Consider the following 16,185-nt stretch of genomic DNA (forward strand, 5'->3'; position numbering starts at 1 on the left):
CGCGGATACCAGCCCGGTCGTTTCAGCTTCAACGTCAAGGGCGGTCGATGCGAGGCGTGCTCGGGCGATGGCACCATCAAGATCGAGATGAACTTCCTGCCCGACGTCTACGTCGATTGCGAGGTCTGCCACGGCAAGCGTTACAACCGCGACACCCTGGCCGTGCACTACAAGGGCAAGAACATCGCCGAGGTCCTCGAGATGCCGATCGAGGAGGCGGCGGTCTTCTTCGAGCCGATCCAGGCGATCCACCGTTTCCTCAAGACGCTCGTCGACGTCGGGCTGGGGTATGTGCGGCTGGGGCAGTCCGCCACGACGCTCTCGGGCGGCGAGGCCCAGCGTGTCAAGCTCGCCACCGAACTCCAGCGCCGCAGCAACGGCCGCAGCGTCTATGTCCTCGACGAGCCGACGACGGGTCTGCACTTCGAAGACGTCCGGCGCCTGCTCGACGTGCTGGGCGAGCTCGTCGAGAAGGGCAATACGGTCATCGTCATCGAGCACAACCTCGACGTCATCAAATCCGCGGACTGGATCATCGACATGGGCCCCGAGGGCGGCTCCGGCGGAGGCCAGGTCGTCGCGACGGGCACACCCGAGCAGGTCGCGCGCGCCGAGGGCAGCCACACGGGGGAGTTTCTCGCCGAGGTGCTCCGACTGCACGAGCAGCGTCGCTCCATCGAGCGGCGCAAGGCGGGCTGAGGTGGCCGCCGCGCGGGCGACGCGTCCGCAGCTGTCCTATCGCCCCAAGCCCGGCGAGATTCCGACCAATCCCGGCGTCTACCGCTTCCGCGATGCCGGCGGGCGGGTGCTCTACGTCGGCAAGGCCAAGAACCTGCGCGCGCGCTTGAGCAACTACTTCGCGCCCCTGCACACACTGCACGAGCGCACGCGGCGCATGGTCACGACGGCAGCGTCGGTCGAGTGGACGGTCGTCGGCAGCGATGTCGAGGCGCTGCAGTTGGAATACATGTGGATCAAGGAGTTCGATCCGCCGTTCAATGTCCGGTATCGCGACGACAAGTCCTACCCGTTCATGGCGATCACCCTCGCCGATGAGGCGCCGCGGGTGATCGTCACCCGCAATCGCCGCATCCCGGGTGCGAAGTACTTCGGCCCGTACCCCAAGGTGTGGGCTGTGCACGACACGATCGACCAGATGATCAAGGTGTTCCCGATCCGCACGTGCAGCGACGCCAGCTACAAGAAGGCGATGCAGACGGGGCGGCCGTGCTTTCCGGGGCAGATCGGCAAGTGCGGCGGCCCATGCTCGATGAAGGTCGGCATCGACGAGCACCGTGCGATCGTCGACGACTTCGTGGCCTTCATGGCCGGCGGCGACAAGAGATTCACGACGATGCTCACGGCGCGGATGCGCGAGGCGTCGGCGGCGATGGACTACGAGTCGGCGGCCTCCTACCGAGACAAGCTGGGAGCGATCGACGCCGTGCTCTCGCGGTCCGCGCTCGTGCTGAGCGAGGATGTCGACGCCGATCTGTTCGGTGTCGCCGAAGACGAGCTCGCCGCCACGGTCCAGCACTTCACCGTGCGCGGCGGGCGCGTCCGCGGCGTCCGGGCCTCCACCATCGAGAAGGAGCTCGACATCGAGGGCGGCGACCTCATCGACCAGGTGCTCCAGCGGGCGTACGGGGACGCAGCGGCCGCCGACATCCCCCGCCGCGTGCTCGTGCCGACGTTGCCCCCCGACGCTCAGGAGCTCGAGCAGTGGCTGCGGGAGAAGCGCGACGGCCGGCCCGTCACGATCCAGGTCGCCCAGCGCGGGCGCAAGGCCGAACTGCTCAAGACCGCGACCCTCAACGCGCAGCAGGCTCTCATGCTGCATAAGACCCGCCGCACGAGCGACTACGTCGCGCGCACGCAGGCGCTGACCGATCTGCAGGAGGCGCTCGGGCTCGCCGAGGCCCCGCTTCGGATCGAGTGCTTCGACGTGTCGCACCTGGGCGGCACCAACGTCGTCGCGTCGATGGTGGTGTTCGAGGACGGCCTGCCGCGCAAAGATCAGTACCGATCGTTCTCGATCGCCGAGACGACCGACGACACCGACTCCATCCACCAGGTGCTCACCCGCCGGCTCGCCCACCTCGACCGACCCGAGGAGAACGAGCCCGAGGACCCTTCGACGCCGCGGCGCAGGCCGCGCTTCGCGTATCCGCCGCAGCTGCTCCTGGTCGACGGCGGGCGACCCCAGGTCGAGGCCGCCGCGCGAGCCCTCGCCGACGCAGGCCACGAGGAGATCGCCCTCTGCGGCATCGCCAAGCGCCTCGAGGAGGTCTGGCTGCCCGGAGAGGAGTATCCGGTGATCCTCCCGCGCACGAGCGAGGCGCTCTATCTGCTGCAGCGGCTGCGCGATGAGGCCCATCGCTTCGCGATCACCCATCAGCGCAAACGGCGCGGGCGCGACATCCAGAGCGTGCTCGCCGAGGTGCCGGGGCTGGGGGCCGAGCGCATCCGTGTGCTGCTGCGCCACTTCGGATCCGTCGCCGCCCTGCGCCGCGCCAGCGCCGTCGAGATCACCGAGGTCAAGGGCATCGGTCCCAAACTCGCGCAGAACATCCACGCGCGGCTCGTGGCAGGTGAGGTCGCATCCGCCGTAGCGCCGGGGGAGGGGGATGCTGCCCCGGCCGATGCCGAACGGCCCCGTGCCGTCGAGTCAGTAGGGTAGACGCGAACATCGGACCGCAACCGGATGGGGCGAGGGTGGAAACGGACGGCGGCGCGGGCGAGGTCCTGATCGTCACGGGGATGTCGGGCGCCGGGCGCTCGACGGTGGCGAACGCGCTCGAAGACCTCGACTGGTACGTCGTCGACAACCTGCCGCCTCAGATGCTGCGCCCGCTGCTCGACCTGTCGGGGATGGTCGGCGGCGCGCTGCCGCGGGTCGCCGCCGTCGTCGACGTCCGCGGGCGCGGTCTCTTCGAGCGATTGCCCGAGGCGATGGGCGCGCTGCGCGAGGGGCGCAAGGTGCGGGTGGTCTTCCTCGACGCCTCCGACGAGGTGCTCGTGCGCCGGTTCGAGGCGGTCCGGCGTCCACACCCGCTGCAGGGTGATGGCACGATCCTCGACGGCATCGCGGTCGAGCGCCGGCGACTGGCCCCGATCCGCGAGAGCGCCGACCTCATCATCGATACGAGCTCGTTCAACATCCATCAGCTCGCCACCACCGTCGGCGAGCTCTTCTCCGAAGAGGGATCGGCCCGTCACACCGTCACGATCCTGAGCTTCGGGTTCAAGTACGGTCTGCCGCCCGACGCCGATCTGGTCGCCGATATGCGCTTTCTGCCGAATCCGTTCTGGGAATCGGATCTGCGCCAGCTCACCGGTCAGGACCCGCAGGTGCGCGACTACGTGCTGGCGCAGGCCGGGGCGAGCGAGTTCCTCGATGCGTATGCGGCATCGCTCTCGCCCGTTCTCGCCGGCTACCAGCGCGAGAACAAGAGGCACTCGACCGTCGCGATCGGCTGCACGGGAGGAAAGCACCGCTCCGTCGCCATGGCCGGCCAGCTCGCCGAGCGCCTGCGGGAGATCCCGGGTATCGCCGTCCGCGTGAAGCATCGAGATCTGGGTCGCGAGTAAGCTAGGGAGGTTCCCCACCCGTCTTCCCGATCCGAGGAGAGCCGTGCCACTCACCGCCGACGTCAAGGCCGAGCTCATGTCGATCCGCGACGCGCGGCCCTCGTCCCGCGTCGCCGAGGTCACCGCCCTGCTGCGATTCTCCGGCGGTCTGCACTCGATCGCCGGGCGCATGGCGATCGAAGCCGAACTGGACTCCGAGGCGCTTGCGCGTCGCGCGGCGCGCGACATCATCGAGATCTACGGCGTGCGTCCCGAGCTCGGACACGTCCAGGCCTCCTCGTCGCGTCAGGAGGGGCACTTCGTCGTGCGCGTGCGCGAAGGCGGCGAGACGCTCGCCCGCCAGACGGGCCTTCTCGATCAGCGGCGCCGGCCCGTGCGGGGCCTGCCGAACAAGCTCACGACGGGTTCGCGAGACGATCTCGCGGCCGTCTGGCGCGGAGCATTCCTCGCCGGTGGCACCCTGACCGACCCGGGACGCTCCGCGGCGCTCGAGGTGACCTGCCCCTCGTCGGAGGCCGCCATGGCGCTCGTGGGAGCCGCACATCGCCTCGGGGTGGCGGCGAAGGCCCGAGAGGTGCGCGGCGTGCACCGCGTGGTCGTCCGCGATGGCGAGGCGATCCGTGCCGTCCTTCACCTCATGGGCGCGCAACGCGCGGCGGGGGAGTGGGAGCAGCTGCGCCAGCGCCGGGAGGTGCGCGCCGGGGTCAACCGCCTGGTCAACTTCGACGATGCCAACCTGCGCCGATCCGCGCAGGCCGCCGTCGCCGCCTGCGCCCGCGTCGAGAGGGCACTCGAGATCCTCGGTCCCGGCATCCCCGATCATCTCCGCGAGGCCGGCGAACTGCGCCTGGCGCACCGCGAGGCGAGCCTCGACGAGCTCGGTCATCACGCCGACCCGCCGCTGACGAAGGATGCCGTCGCGGGCCGCATCCGCCGCCTCCTGGCCATGGCCGACAAACGCGCCGAAGAAGAGGGCCTGCCGGGTACCGACGCGGGCATCCCCGCCGACATAGACGCCGGCTGATCCGGCCGCGCAGGGAAGTCAAGGGCCCGTCCGCCGCGTTACCCGTCACTAGGATGAAAACGTCATCCTCGCCGTGCGAAGGCGCGGCACCGACAGGAAGAAAGCGAATATGGCGACCTACACACTGCCCGATCTGCCCTACGACTACGCGGCACTCGAGCCGCACATCAGCGCGACGATCATGCAGCTGCACCACGACAAGCACCACCAGGCGTACGTCACCGGCGCGAACACGGCGCTGGAGCAGCTGGCCGAGGCCCGCGACAAGGGGGACTTCGCCAACATCAACAAGCTGGAGAAGGACCTCGCCTTCAACCTGGGCGGCCACACCAACCACTCCATTTTCTGGACCAACCTCTCGCCCGAGGGCGGCGACAAGCCGACCGGTGAGCTCGAGTCGGCCATCACCGACAACTTCGGCTCGTTCGACAAGTTCACGGCCCACTTCAGCGCGGCCGCGCTGGGTGTGCAGGGTTCCGGCTGGGCCGGCCTGTTCTGGGACTCCATCGGCCAGAACCTGATCATCCAGCAGTTCTTCGACCAGCAGGCGCAGTTCGCCGCCGGCACCGTCCCGCTGCTGCTGCTCGATGTCTGGGAGCACGCGTACTACCTCGACTACAAGAACGTCCGGGCGGACTACGTCAAGGCGTTCTGGAACATCGCGAACTGGGCGGACGTGCAGTCGCGCTTCGAGATCGCCCGTGAGAAGACGACGGGTCTGCTGGTAGGGTCTTGACGAGGTGAGGATGCCTCGGGGCCCTCGCTTCGGTGAGGGCTCCGGCATCCTCTTCTCCATGAAATAGCGCGGCGTCCCCGCGCGATGAATACCGCGCCACGGCGCGAAGAGAATCGGGAGACATCGTGTCTGTCAAGATCGGCATCAACGGCTTCGGCCGCATCGGACGCAACTACCTCCGCGCGGCGCTCGCGCAGGGCGCGGACCTCGAGATCGTGGCGGTGAACGACCTCACCGACAACAAGACCCTCGCCCACCTGCTCACCTACGACTCCGTGGGTGGCCCGCTCTCGGTCGACGTCACCTACGACGAGGACTCGATCACCGTCGACGGCCACACCATCAAGGTCTTCGCGGAGCGTGACCCCGCCAACCTCCCCTGGGGCGAACTGGGCGTCGACATCGTCATCGAGTCGACCGGTCGCTTCACCAAGGCCGAGGACGCCAAGAAGCACATCGCGGGCGGCGCAAAGAAGGTGCTCGTCTCCGCTCCGGCCACCGGCGACGACGCGACCATCGTGATGGGCGTGAACGAAGAGACCTACGACCCCGCGTCGGACGTCATCATCTCGAACGCCTCGTGCACGACCAACTGCCTCGCCCCCCTCGCGAAGGTCTTCAACGACGCCTTCGGTATCGAGCGCGGCTTCATGATGACGGCGCACGCGTACACCGCCGACCAGAACCTGCAGGACGGCCCGCACAGCGACCTGCGTCGTGCCCGCGGCGCCGCGATCAACATCGTCCCCGCCTCGACCGGCGCGGCCAAGGCCATCGGCCGCGTCCTGCCCGAACTCAACGGCAAGCTCAGCGGATCGTCGTACCGTGTGCCGGTCCCCACCGGCTCGATCGTCGACCTCACGATCGTGACGCCCACCGAGGGCCTCACCGTCGAGCAGATCAACGCCGTGTACAAGACCGCTGCGGCCGAGGGTCGCCTCGCGGGCATCCTCGAGTACACCGAGGACCCCATCGTCTCGAGCGACATCCAGCTCAACCCGCACTCGTCGATCTTCGACGCGGAGCTGACCAACGTCAGCGGCAACCTCGTCAAGGTGTCGAGCTGGTACGACAACGAGTGGGGCTACTCCAACCGCCTCGTCGACCTGACCGAGTACGTCGCCGAGCGCCTGTAAACCGCGTCATGGCTCTGCGCACCCTCGAATCCCTGGGTTCGCTCGCAGGCAAGCGCGTCATCGTCCGTTGTGACCTGAACGTCCCGTTGAAGGACGGCGTCATCACGGACGATGGCCGCGTGCGCGCGTCGCTCCCCACGCTCAACGCCCTCATCCAGCAGGGCGCGCGTCTTGTGGTCTGCTCCCACCTCGGGCGGCCCGACGGCGCACCCGACCCGGCCTACAGTCTCGCCCCCGTCGCGCAGCGCCTGTCCGAGCTGCTCGGCAAGCCCGTGGCGTTCGCGCGGGACACGGTCGGCGAGTCCGCCCACGAGGCGGTCGCCGCGCTCGAGAACGGCGACGTCGCGGTGATCGAGAATCTCCGCTTCAGCCCGGGCGAGACCTCGAAGGACGACGCCGTGCGCACCGCCTTCGCCGGTGAGCTCGCGCAGCTCGGCGACGCACTGGTTTCGGACGGCTTCGGTGTTGTGCACCGCAAGCAGGCGAGCGTCTTCGACCTGGCGCAGATCTTGCCCTCGTCAGCCGGTCTGCTGATCGCCGCCGAGCTCCAGGTGCTCGACCGCCTGACCGAGACACCCGAGCGTCCCTACACGGTCGTCCTCGGCGGCTCCAAGGTCAGCGACAAACTCGGCGTCATCTCGCACCTGCTTCCGCGGGTCGACCGCCTGCTCGTCGGCGGCGGCATGATGTTCACCTTCCTTGCGGCACAGGGCCACAGGGTGGGCGCAAGCCTGCTCGAGGTCGACCAGCTCGACGTGGTGCGCGGCTACATCGAGGCGGCGAAGGAGCGCGGCGTGGAGCTCGTGCTCCCCACCGACGCGGTCGTGGCCTCGCGGTTCGCCGCCGATGCCGAGCACGTGATCGCGCCGGCGGACGCTCTCGAAGACACCGCCTTCGGTGCCTCCGGCCTCGGGCTCGACATCGGGCCGCAGACGGCCGCGGCGTTCGCCGAGGCGATCCGCGGCAGCCGTACGGTGTTCTGGAACGGCCCGATGGGCGTGTTCGAGATGCCGGCGTTCGCCGCAGGCACCAAGGCGGTCGCGCAGGCGCTCACCGACGTCGACGGGCTCTCCGTCGTCGGCGGCGGCGACTCGGCGGCCGCGGTACGACAGCTCGGCTTCTCGGACGATCGATTCGGCCACATCTCGACGGGTGGAGGCGCAAGCCTCGAATTCCTCGAGGGCAAGAAGCTCCCCGGACTGGAGGTCCTCGGATGGCAGCAGTGACCAGAACACCGCTCATCGCCGGCAACTGGAAGATGAACCTCGATCACCAGCAGGCGATCGCGCTCGTCCAGAAGCTCGACTGGGCGCTCAAGGACGCCAAGCATGAAAACGGCTCCGTCGAGGTGGCACTCTTCCCGCCCTTCACCGATCTGCGCAGCGTGCAGACGCTCATCGCGGCAGACAAGATCTCGTTCGCGCTCGGAGCCCAGGACCTCTCGGTCCACGACTCCGGCGCATACACGGGTGAGATCTCGGGGCAGTTCCTCGCGAAGCTCGACTGCCGATACGTCATCATCGGCCATTCCGAGCGTCGTCAGTACCACGACGAGACGGATGCTGTCGTGGCCGCCAAGACGAAGGCTGCGCTGCGTCACGGGCTCGTCCCCGTGATCTGCGTCGGCGAGACGGCCGAGGACCTCGAGAAGCACGGCGCGAGCGCCGTTCCCGTCGCGCAGCTCGAGGCGGCGCTCGAGGGTATGGCGCCGGGCGCCGACATCGTCGTGGCGTACGAGCCCGTCTGGGCTATCGGCTCGGGCCAGGCGGCGACGCCCGAGCAGGCGCAGCAGGTGTGTGCCCCGCTCCGTGCCGTCGTCGCCGACAAGCTCGGCGCCGATGCGGCTGCGGCCACGCGAGTGCTCTACGGCGGATCGGTCGGTGCGTCCAACATCGCCGGTTTCATGCGCGAGCCCGACGTCGACGGAGCGCTCGTCGGTGGGGCGAGCCTGAAGGTCGACGACTTCGCCGCGATCATCCGCTTCCAGAAGCACGTCGGAGTCTAGGCCCCCGCCTATACTGGAGGACTGTGCGCCCGAGGCCCGGGCGCTGTGAAAGGCATCTCACTGTGCAGATCATCGAATTCGTGCTGCAGGTGATCCTCGGGATCACGAGTCTGCTGCTGACCCTGCTGATCCTTCTGCACAAGGGACGCGGCGGTGGGCTCTCCGACATGTTCGGCGGCGGAATGACCTCGTCGCTGGGTTCTTCGGGTCTGGCAGAGCGCAACCTCAACCGGTTCACCATCGTCCTCGCACTGACGTGGTTCTCCTCCGTCGTGGCCCTCGGGCTCATCACCAAATTCCAGGGACTGTAAGAACATGGCGACAGGCGGCAACGCGATCCGCGGCACCCGAGTCGGTGCCGGACCGATGGGCGAACAGGACCACGGGTACCACGCAGAGCGTGTCGCCGTGTCGTACTGGGATGCGCTGGGCAACGAGACGGTGCGATACTTCGCGGCGGGAATCCCCGAGGAGGAGATCCCCGACACGATCGACAGCCCGCACTCCGGTCTCCCCGCGGGACGCGACAAGGAGAACCCGCCGGCCCTCGCCAAGACCGAGCCGTACAAGACCCACCTGGCATACGTGAAGGAACGACGTACCGACGAAGAGGCGGCGCAGCTCCTCGATGACGCCCTGCGTCAGCTCCGCGAGCGTCGCGGCCAGTAACCGACCACCGCGAACAAAACGGAAAGACCCCGGCTGACCTCGGTCAGTCGGGGTCGATCAGTTCTTCGGGAACCTCGGCGGCAGCATCCACGTCGACGAAGAACAGGGTGCTTCGGCGACCTTTGGCGCCGGCCGCGGGAACGCTGAGATAGCTCGCGCCAGCGAGTGCCAGACCCAGCGCGGACGCCTTCTCGGCGCCGGTGAGCACCATCCACACCCGCTGCGACGCATTGATCACGGGACGGGTCAGTGTCACTCGCGTGGGCGGAGGCTTGGGGGAGTCGTGGACGGCCACCGCGGCCTCGTCGACGACGCGGATCTCGGGGCGATCCGGAAAGAGGGATGCGATGTGTGCGTCGGGGCCGACCCCGAGCAGGCAGATGTCGAAGCTTGGCCACGGCACGGTCGCGCCGGATTCGTCCTCGGAAGGGAAGCGTGCCAGTTCGGAACCGTAGGCGGCCGCCGCTTCTTCGACGCTCATTCCGCCGTCGGTCGAGGCGACGGCGTGCACGTTCTCGGGGGGCACCGGGATGTGGTCGAGAAGCGCCGCTCGCGCCTGACCGTCGTTGCGTTCCGCGTCGGCGGCGGGTACGTAGCGCTCATCGCTCCACCAGAAGTGGACACGCGACCAGTCGATGGCGGGCGTGCGCGGGTCGGCGGTGACGGCTTCGAGCACGCCGATGCCGGCTCCGCCGCCCGTGAGCGAGATGTGCACCTCACCCTCGGAGCTGAGGCGTGCGATCTTGTCGACGAGGCGGCGCGAGACGACGGCGACGACAGCGGCTCGGTCGGCGCTGACGACGACGCGACGGTCGGTTGTCCACTCAGGCGACATTCGGCTCCTGGCTGTGCGGCGGGTTCAGAAGAGCCCACCCATCGGTGATGACTCGACCATACAGGAGGTCGGGATCCAGGCGACGCAGCTCCTCCGCGAGGCACTCGCGCAGGGTGCGACGCGGAAGGACAAGGTCGTGCTTGGGCTGCCCGGGCTGGGTGAGACACGCCACGCCGGCGTCGGGGCGCTCGAGCAGGATGTCTCCGGACGCGCGCGTGAGGCGCACGGACTTTATGCCCTCGGACCATTCCGCGGGCGGCATGTACTGCCAGCGGACATCGACGTCGAGCTTGAGCCGCAGCCAGGCGGCCAGCAGCGCCGTGGACGGAGAGGAGCTCGCACCCCTCACCTCGACCGCGGTCACCTCGTCGAACGGCGGCTGATCGAGGACGGCCGCCAGCTGCTCGCGCCAGTGCGTCAGCCGCGTCCATGCGAGGTCGGTGTCGCCGGGCGAGTACACCTGGCCGAGGCGACGCAGACGATCCGTCGTGTAGGGCTTGGTCGAGGCGTCCGTGATGCGGCGCTGCGCGATGCGTCCCAGCGGTGAGTCGGCGGGAACGGCGGGAGGCTCGTCGGGCCACCACACCACCACGGGCGCGTCGGGCAGGAGAAGGCCCGTGACCAGAGCCTCCTCGTTCGACGCGGCGTCGCCGAAGGCGCGCAGGATGACGACCTCACTCGCGCCGGCATCGCCGCCGACGCGGATCTGAGCATCCAGGCGGGGGTCGCCCGCGGGGTCGGTCATCACGACGATGACCCGCATGGGATGCTCTCGCGAGGCGTCGTTGGCCGCCTCGATCGCGTCCTCCTCGAGACCGTGACGTGTGGCGATGACGAGCGTCAGCACGCGGCCGAGGGCGACGGCGCCGCCCTCCTCGCGCGTCGATACGAGCGAGCGGGCGATCTTGCTGACGGTGGTGTCGGGAAGATCGATGATCACGGGCGCCTCCAGACACGGCCGTCGCGGGCGAGAAGGGCATCGGCGGATGCCGGGCCCCAAGATCCGGGGCTGTACTGCTCGAGCGGTCCGCCCTGTTGGGCCCAGTACTGCTCGACCGGGTCGAGGATCCGCCAGGAGAGCTCGACCTCTTCATGCCGGGGGAACAGCGGGGGCTCGCCCAGGAGGACATCGAGGATCAGGCGTTCGTACGCCTCGGGACTGGCTTCGGTGAAGGCATGGCCGTAACCGAAGTCCATCGTCACATCGCGCACCTGAGTGCCGGCGCCCGGCACCTTGGACCCGAAGCGGATCGTCACGCCCTCGTCGGGCTGGATGCGGATCACCAGGGCGTTCTGCCCCAGTTCCGGAGTCTGACCGCGGTCGAACAGGTGCTGCGGCGCGCGCTTGAACACGACGGCGACCTCGGTGACACGGCGCCCCAGCCGCTTGCCCGTGCGCAGGTAGAAGGGAACACCGGCCCAGCGGCGGGTGGCGATCTCGAGCTTGATGGCGGCGAACGTCTCCGTGGTGGACTGCGGATTCATGCCGTCTTCGTCGAGGAATCCGTGGACCTTCTCGCCGCCCTGCCACCCGCCCGCGTACTGGCCGCGAGCCGTGGCGGTGGAGAGGTCGTCGGGCAGCTCGACCGCTGCGAGCACCTTCTCCTTCTCGGCGCGCAGATCCTTGGCATCGAGCGAGATCGGCTCCTCCATCGCGGTGAGCGCGAGAAGCTGGAGAAGGTGGTTCTGGATGACGTCGCGCGCCGCGCCGATGCCGTCGTAGTAGCCGGCGCGTCCGCCCACGCCGATGTCTTCGGCCATCGTGATCTGCACGTGGTCGACGTAGTTGCGATTCCAGATCGGTTCGTACAGCTCGTTCGCGAAGCGCAGCGCGAGGATGTTCTGCACCGTCTCCTTGCCGAGGTAGTGATCGATGCGGAAGATCGAGTCGGCGGGGAAGGCGACTTCGAGGGCCTCGTTCAGCGCACGCGCGGAGGCGAGATCGTGGCCGAAGGGCTTCTCGATGACCACGCGGCGCCACGCGTCGTCACCGTTCGAGTCCTCGCCGACGAGTCCGGAGTCGCGCAGCTGCTTGGCGACGACGGGGAAGTCCTTGGGTGGGATCGAGAGGTAGTACGCGTGGTTGCCCATCGTGCCGCGTTCGACGTCGAGCTTCTCGACCGTCTCGCGCAGGCGCCGGAAGGAATCCGGGTTGTCGAACTCGCCCTGCACGAAGCGGATGCCCTGCAGGAGCTGTCGCCAGGTCTCCTCACGGAAAGGCGTGCGGGCGTGCTGCTTGACGGCGTCGTACACGACCGCGGCGAAGTCCTGGTCTTCCCAGTCTCGCCGGGCGAAACCCACCAGCGCGAACCCGGGCGGAAGCAGACCACGGTTGGCGAGGTCGTAGACCGCTGGCATCAGCTTCTTGCGAGACAGGTCGCCGGTCACGCCGAAGATCACGAGGGCACTGGGACCCGCGATGCGGTTGAGGCGTCGGTCGTCCGGATCGCGCAGCGGGTTGTGCCCGCGCGCTATGTCGATGGGGGGCATGAAAGGGTGTTCTCGGTCCTTGCGTGGGGCGGCGTGCGCGCTACTGCGCGGCTTCGAAGAGTGCGAGCACCTCGATCGCCGGGTCGGTGAGGGTCAGGGTGACGACGGGTCGTCCGTGCTCGGCGAGGACCGAGGCATCTCCTGCGGCCTGAGCTTCGATGAGCTGGCCGAAGGTGAACGGCAGACCGGGGATCTCGAGATCGACGTCGGTGCGCTCCGTGATCTGCAGGAACACGCCGGTCTCGGGTCCGCCCTTGTGGTACTGCCCGGTGGAGTGCAGGAATCGCGGGCCCCAGCCGAATGTCGCGGGGCGACCGGCGTCGGCGGCGACGAGCTCGCGCAGACCCATGAGCTGCGGGATCTGGAGACGATCGACATAGGCCTGCACGGAGACGTACCCGTCTTTCCCGAGGCGGTCCCAGAGGGCGTCGAGGACGCCGGAGATCGTTCCGGATACGGCCAGCGTCGGATCCGACACCCGAACCTCGACACCCTCGACCGTGAACGCGGGCGCGGAAGGGGCGGGGCGCTTCTCCAGCAGACCGCGCGTGGCGATCTTGGCGGATTCGACGTCGGGCTGATCGAACGGGTTGATGCCGAGCAGGCGGCCGGCGATGGCGGTGGCGTACTCCCACACGACCATCTGCGCCCCGAGGGACCCGCTGACCAGCACCTCGCCCGGGTGGCGCTCGAGCATACGGAAATGCTCGGCATCGCCGACGAGGCGCACGATCTGCAGGTCGTGCAGGTCGGCATCGAACTCGGGCGAGACGGGGAGCAGGACGACGGGCAGGATGCCGGTGCCCTCCTTGCCCGTCGATTCGGCGATGAGCTGCTCGATCCAGTCCGGCAGGCCCTCGATGTGCGTGCCGTCGGCGACGAGGCCGACCTTGTCTCGGCGGGTTCCGCCGGGCCCCTCACTCGCGGCGATCGCCGCCGCGAGGGTCAGAGCCGGGTTGTCGGGGCTGTCGACGGCCACTTCGAGCAGGGTCGCGTCGGCCTCGTCGAGCAGCTCGCCGATGTCGGCACCGGCGAGGCCGGCCGGCACGAGCCCGAACGCGGTGAGGGCGGAGTATCGGCCGCCGACCGTCGGGTCGGCGTTGAAGACGCGGTAGCCGGCCTCGCGGGCGGCATGATCGAGCGGGGAGCCGGGGTCGGTGACCACGACGATCCGCTCCGCGGGGTCGATGCCGAGATCGCGGAACGCCGCCTCGAACGCACGCTTGGCCGAGTCGGTCTCGACCGTCGACCCGGACTTGGACGAGACGATCAGGGCGGTGCGCTCCAGCCCGCCGGTCTCGCTGTCGCCATCCAGGGCCGCGAGCACCTGACCGGGCGCCGTCGAGTCGAGGATCACCAGGGGCACACCGGCGGTCTGCGTGATGACCTCGGGAGCGAGGGATGAGCCGCCCATGCCTGCGAGGACGAAGCGATCCACGCCGCGGCCGGCGAAGTCGGCGCGCAGCGCCACGATCTCGGCGACGAGCGGCCGCGAGACGGAGACGGCGTCGACCCAGCCGAGCCGCTTGGCCGCTTCTTCTTCGGCAGCGGCGCCCCAGAGCGTCGGGTCCGCGGCGGTGATGCCGGATGCGACGAGATCCGCCACGAGCTGCGGCACGACCTTCTCGGCAGCGACCTTCGGCGCTCCCGAGACGTGGATCTCGAAGCTCATCGCGTCGACTCCGGCGCCTTCTCGAGAGCGGCCGTCACCGTGTCCTGCAGTTCGCGCCACGAGACCACGAACTTCTCCACGCCCTCGTCCTCGAGCACCTGGGTCACGTCGTCGAAGTCCACGCCCACGGCGGCCAGGGCCTCGAAGACGCCGTGGGCGTCCGCGTAGGCACCGGTGACGGTGTCGCCGGTGATCTCGGCGTGGTCGAAGGTCGCCTCGAGCGTCTTCTCGGGCATCGTGTTGACGGTGCCGGGCGCGACGAGCTCGGTGACGTACAGGGTGTCGGGCAGGGCGGGATCCTTGACGCCGGTGGAGGCCCAGAGCGGGCGCTGCACGTTGCCGCCCGCGGCGAGCAGGCCCTTGGCGCGGGCGGACGCGAACTGCTGCTCGTAGAGCTCGTAGGCCAGGCGGGCGTTGGCGATGCCGGCTTTGCCCTTGAGCGCGGCGGCCTCGTCCGAGTCGATCTGCGCGAGGCGCTTGTCGACCTCGGTGTCCACGCGCGAGACGAAGAACGATGCGACCGATTCGATGCCCGAGATGTCGATGCCCGCGGCCTTGGCGGTCTCGAGACCGGTCAGGTAGGCATCGATGACGGCCGCGTAGCGCTCGAGGCTGAAGATCAGCGTCACATTGACGCTGATACCCGCGCCGATCACCTCGGCGATCGCCGGCAGGCCCGCCTTGGTCGCGGGGATCTTGATCAGCGCGTTGGGGCGGCGGCGAGCTTCTTCGCCTCGGCGACGGTCGCCTCGGTGTCGTGGGCCAGGTCGGGCGAGACCTCGATCGAGACCCGGCCGTCGACGCCGTTCGTGGCGTCGAAGACGGGGCGGAAGACGTCGGAAGCGGCACGGACATCGTCGGTGGTGAGCTCGAAGATCGCCTCGTCCGTGCTCGCCCCGCGCTCGGCGAGCCGGGCGACCTGGGCCTCGTAGGACTCTCCCTTCGAGAGCGCCGCGGCGAAGATCGTCGGGTTGGTGGTCACACCCGTGACGTTGCGCGTCGCGATGAGGTCGGCGAGATTGCCGGTGAGGATGCGGTCGCGGGAGAGGTCGTCGAGCCAGATGCTGACGCCCTCCGCGGCCAGACGTGCGGTGGGGGTGCTCATGCGTTCTCCTTGATGGTGGCAAGGGCCGCCTCGACGACGGCTTCGTGGGTCAGGCCGAACTTGCTGTACAGCGTCTTGTAGTCGGCGGAGGCGCCGAAGTGCTCGATCGAGACGGAGCGCCCCTTGTCGCCGACGATGTCACGCCAGCTGAGCGCGATGCCGGCCTCGACCGAGACACGCGCGCCGACACTCGGGGGCAGGACGGCGTCGCGGTAGGCGGCATCCTGCTCGGCGAACCATTCGAGGGAGGGCGCCGAGACGACGCGCGCGTTCACGCCCTGCGCCGCGAGCGTCTCACGCGCGGCCACGGCGATCTGCACTTCGGAGCCCGTCGCGATCAGGATGACATCCGGTGCGCCGTTCGGCGCCTCGGCGAGCACGTAGGCGCCCTTCGCGACGCCGGCGGTCGAGGCGAACGTGTCGCCGGAGGCGTCACCCTCGCCGCGCTCGAACACGGGGATGTTCTGGCGGGTCAGGGCGATGCCCACGGGGCCGCCCTGGCGGCGCAGGATCTCGAGCCACGCCGCAGCGGTCTCGTTGGCGTCCGCGGGACGCACGAGCGTGAAGTTCGGGATCGCGCGGAGCGTGGCGATCTGCTCGATCGGCTGATGGGTCGGCCCGTCTTCGCCGAGTGCGATCGAGTCATGCGTCCACACGAAGATGCTGCGGATGTCCATCAGCGCCGCCAAGCGCACCGCGGGGCGCATGTAGTCGCTGAAGATCAGGAAGGTGCCGCCGAACGCGCGGGTCGGACCGTGCAGGACGATGCCGTTGAGGATCGCGCCCATGGCGTGCTCGCGGATGCCGAAGTGCAGCACACGCCCGAAGGGGTTGCCGCTCCACTCGTGCGTCGACCACTCGGCGGGGATGAACGAGGGGGCGTCGTTGATGGTGGTGAGGTTGGACTCGGCGAGGTCGGCCG

At 69.0% G+C, this 16,185-nt stretch carries 15 protein-coding genes and 1 pseudogene; 10 read left to right on the forward strand and 6 right to left on the reverse strand.

Translation table 11 applies throughout. From position 1 onward, the window contains the following. From DI573_RS09625 to DI573_RS09670, 10 genes are all read left to right on the forward strand, one after another. Positions 1-699: ATP-binding cassette domain-containing protein (locus DI573_RS09625; RefSeq protein ID WP_292813349.1), on the forward strand; the 699-nt coding region annotated here is incomplete at its 5' end. Between the two features lies 1 nt (position 700). Continuing rightward, positions 701-2,680, forward strand: a complete 1,980-nt coding sequence (gene uvrC, locus DI573_RS09630; protein ID WP_292813352.1) for an excinuclease ABC subunit UvrC — start codon at positions 701-703, stop codon at positions 2,678-2,680. A 35-nt stretch (positions 2,681-2,715) separates the two neighbouring features. Further along, positions 2,716-3,591, forward strand: coding sequence for an RNase adapter RapZ (rapZ, locus tag DI573_RS09635; protein WP_292813354.1), 876 nt, complete (start codon positions 2,716-2,718; stop codon positions 3,589-3,591). Positions 3,592-3,634: 43 nt separating this feature from the next. Next, positions 3,635-4,615 (forward strand): DNA-binding protein WhiA, encoded by a 981-nt coding sequence (gene whiA, locus DI573_RS09640; protein ID WP_292813357.1) that lies wholly within the window; start codon positions 3,635-3,637, stop codon positions 4,613-4,615. 109 nt (positions 4,616-4,724) lie between these two features. Then, positions 4,725-5,351: a superoxide dismutase gene (locus DI573_RS09645; protein WP_292813360.1), complete on the forward strand. Its 627-nt coding sequence runs from the start codon at positions 4,725-4,727 to the stop codon at positions 5,349-5,351. A 125-nt stretch (positions 5,352-5,476) separates the two neighbouring features. Continuing rightward, the gene (gap, locus tag DI573_RS09650) at positions 5,477-6,487 is read left to right on the forward strand and encodes a type I glyceraldehyde-3-phosphate dehydrogenase (RefSeq protein ID WP_292813362.1); all 1,011 of its coding nucleotides are present in this window, start codon (positions 5,477-5,479) and stop codon (positions 6,485-6,487) included. Positions 6,488-6,495: 8 nt separating this feature from the next. Further along, positions 6,496-7,713, forward strand: coding sequence for a phosphoglycerate kinase (locus DI573_RS09655; protein ID WP_292813364.1), 1,218 nt, complete (start codon positions 6,496-6,498; stop codon positions 7,711-7,713). Next, complete coding sequence (tpiA, locus tag DI573_RS09660; protein ID WP_292813367.1) at positions 7,701-8,492, forward strand: triose-phosphate isomerase; 792 nt, start codon at positions 7,701-7,703, stop codon at positions 8,490-8,492. Before DI573_RS09655 ends, tpiA begins: the two co-directional genes overlap by 13 nt. A gap of 62 nt (positions 8,493-8,554) precedes the next feature. Then, a complete protein-coding gene (secG, locus tag DI573_RS09665) occupies positions 8,555-8,803 on the forward strand; it encodes a preprotein translocase subunit SecG (protein WP_292813370.1) in 249 nt (82 codons plus the stop codon). Between the two features lie 4 nt (positions 8,804-8,807). After that, a complete protein-coding gene (locus DI573_RS09670) occupies positions 8,808-9,161 on the forward strand; it encodes an RNA polymerase-binding protein RbpA (protein ID WP_292813372.1) in 354 nt (117 codons plus the stop codon). Positions 9,162-9,204: 43 nt separating this feature from the next. On the opposite strand, the gene pgl is transcribed toward DI573_RS09670, so the two are convergent. From pgl to DI573_RS09700, 6 genes and pseudogenes are all read right to left on the reverse strand, one after another. Beyond that, positions 9,205-9,996 (reverse strand): 6-phosphogluconolactonase, encoded by a 792-nt coding sequence (gene pgl / locus DI573_RS09675; protein ID WP_292813375.1) that lies wholly within the window; start codon positions 9,994-9,996, stop codon positions 9,205-9,207. Beyond that, on the reverse strand, positions 9,986-10,936 hold the full coding sequence (locus tag DI573_RS09680; RefSeq protein WP_292813378.1) for a glucose-6-phosphate dehydrogenase assembly protein OpcA: 951 nt from the start codon (positions 10,934-10,936) through the stop codon (positions 9,986-9,988). The genes pgl and DI573_RS09680 overlap by 11 nt, the downstream gene beginning before the upstream one ends. Beyond that, positions 10,933-12,486 (reverse strand): glucose-6-phosphate dehydrogenase, encoded by a 1,554-nt coding sequence (gene zwf / locus DI573_RS09685; protein ID WP_292813380.1) that lies wholly within the window; start codon positions 12,484-12,486, stop codon positions 10,933-10,935. Before zwf ends, DI573_RS09680 begins: the two co-directional genes overlap by 4 nt. 40 nt (positions 12,487-12,526) lie before the next feature. Beyond that, positions 12,527-14,158 (reverse strand): glucose-6-phosphate isomerase, encoded by a 1,632-nt coding sequence (locus DI573_RS09690; RefSeq protein ID WP_292813383.1) that lies wholly within the window; start codon positions 14,156-14,158, stop codon positions 12,527-12,529. Then, positions 14,155-15,263 (reverse strand): annotated as a pseudogene (gene tal, locus DI573_RS09695) (transaldolase). Before tal ends, DI573_RS09690 begins: the two are co-directional and overlap by 4 nt. After that, positions 15,260-16,185: transketolase C-terminal domain-containing protein (locus DI573_RS09700; protein WP_292813386.1), on the reverse strand; the 926-nt coding region annotated here is incomplete at its 5' end. The gene DI573_RS09700 and the pseudogene tal, both read right to left, overlap by 4 nt.

The organism is Microbacterium sp. (genome assembly GCF_003248605.1).
Taxonomy (GTDB): Bacteria; Actinomycetota; Actinomycetes; order Actinomycetales; family Microbacteriaceae; genus Microbacterium.

Bases quoted from the DNA above. Each gene is read 5' to 3' on its own strand.
- pgl (WP_292813375.1), bottom strand. From the start codon at position 9,996: ATGTCGCCTGAGTGGACAACCGACCGTCGCGTCGTCGTCAGCGCCGAC.
- DI573_RS09670 (WP_292813372.1), top strand. From the start codon at position 8,808: ATGGCGACAGGCGGCAACGCGATCCGCGGCACCCGAGTCGGTGCCGGA.
- DI573_RS09655 (WP_292813364.1), top strand. From the start codon at position 6,496: ATGGCTCTGCGCACCCTCGAATCCCTGGGTTCGCTCGCAGGCAAGCGC.
- DI573_RS09690 (WP_292813383.1), bottom strand. From the start codon at position 14,158: ATGAGCTTCGAGATCCACGTCTCGGGAGCGCCGAAGGTCGCTGCCGAG.
- tpiA (WP_292813367.1), top strand. From the start codon at position 7,701: ATGGCAGCAGTGACCAGAACACCGCTCATCGCCGGCAACTGGAAGATG.
- DI573_RS09645 (WP_292813360.1), top strand. From the start codon at position 4,725: ATGGCGACCTACACACTGCCCGATCTGCCCTACGACTACGCGGCACTC.
- zwf (WP_292813380.1), bottom strand. From the start codon at position 12,486: ATGCCCCCCATCGACATAGCGCGCGGGCACAACCCGCTGCGCGATCCG.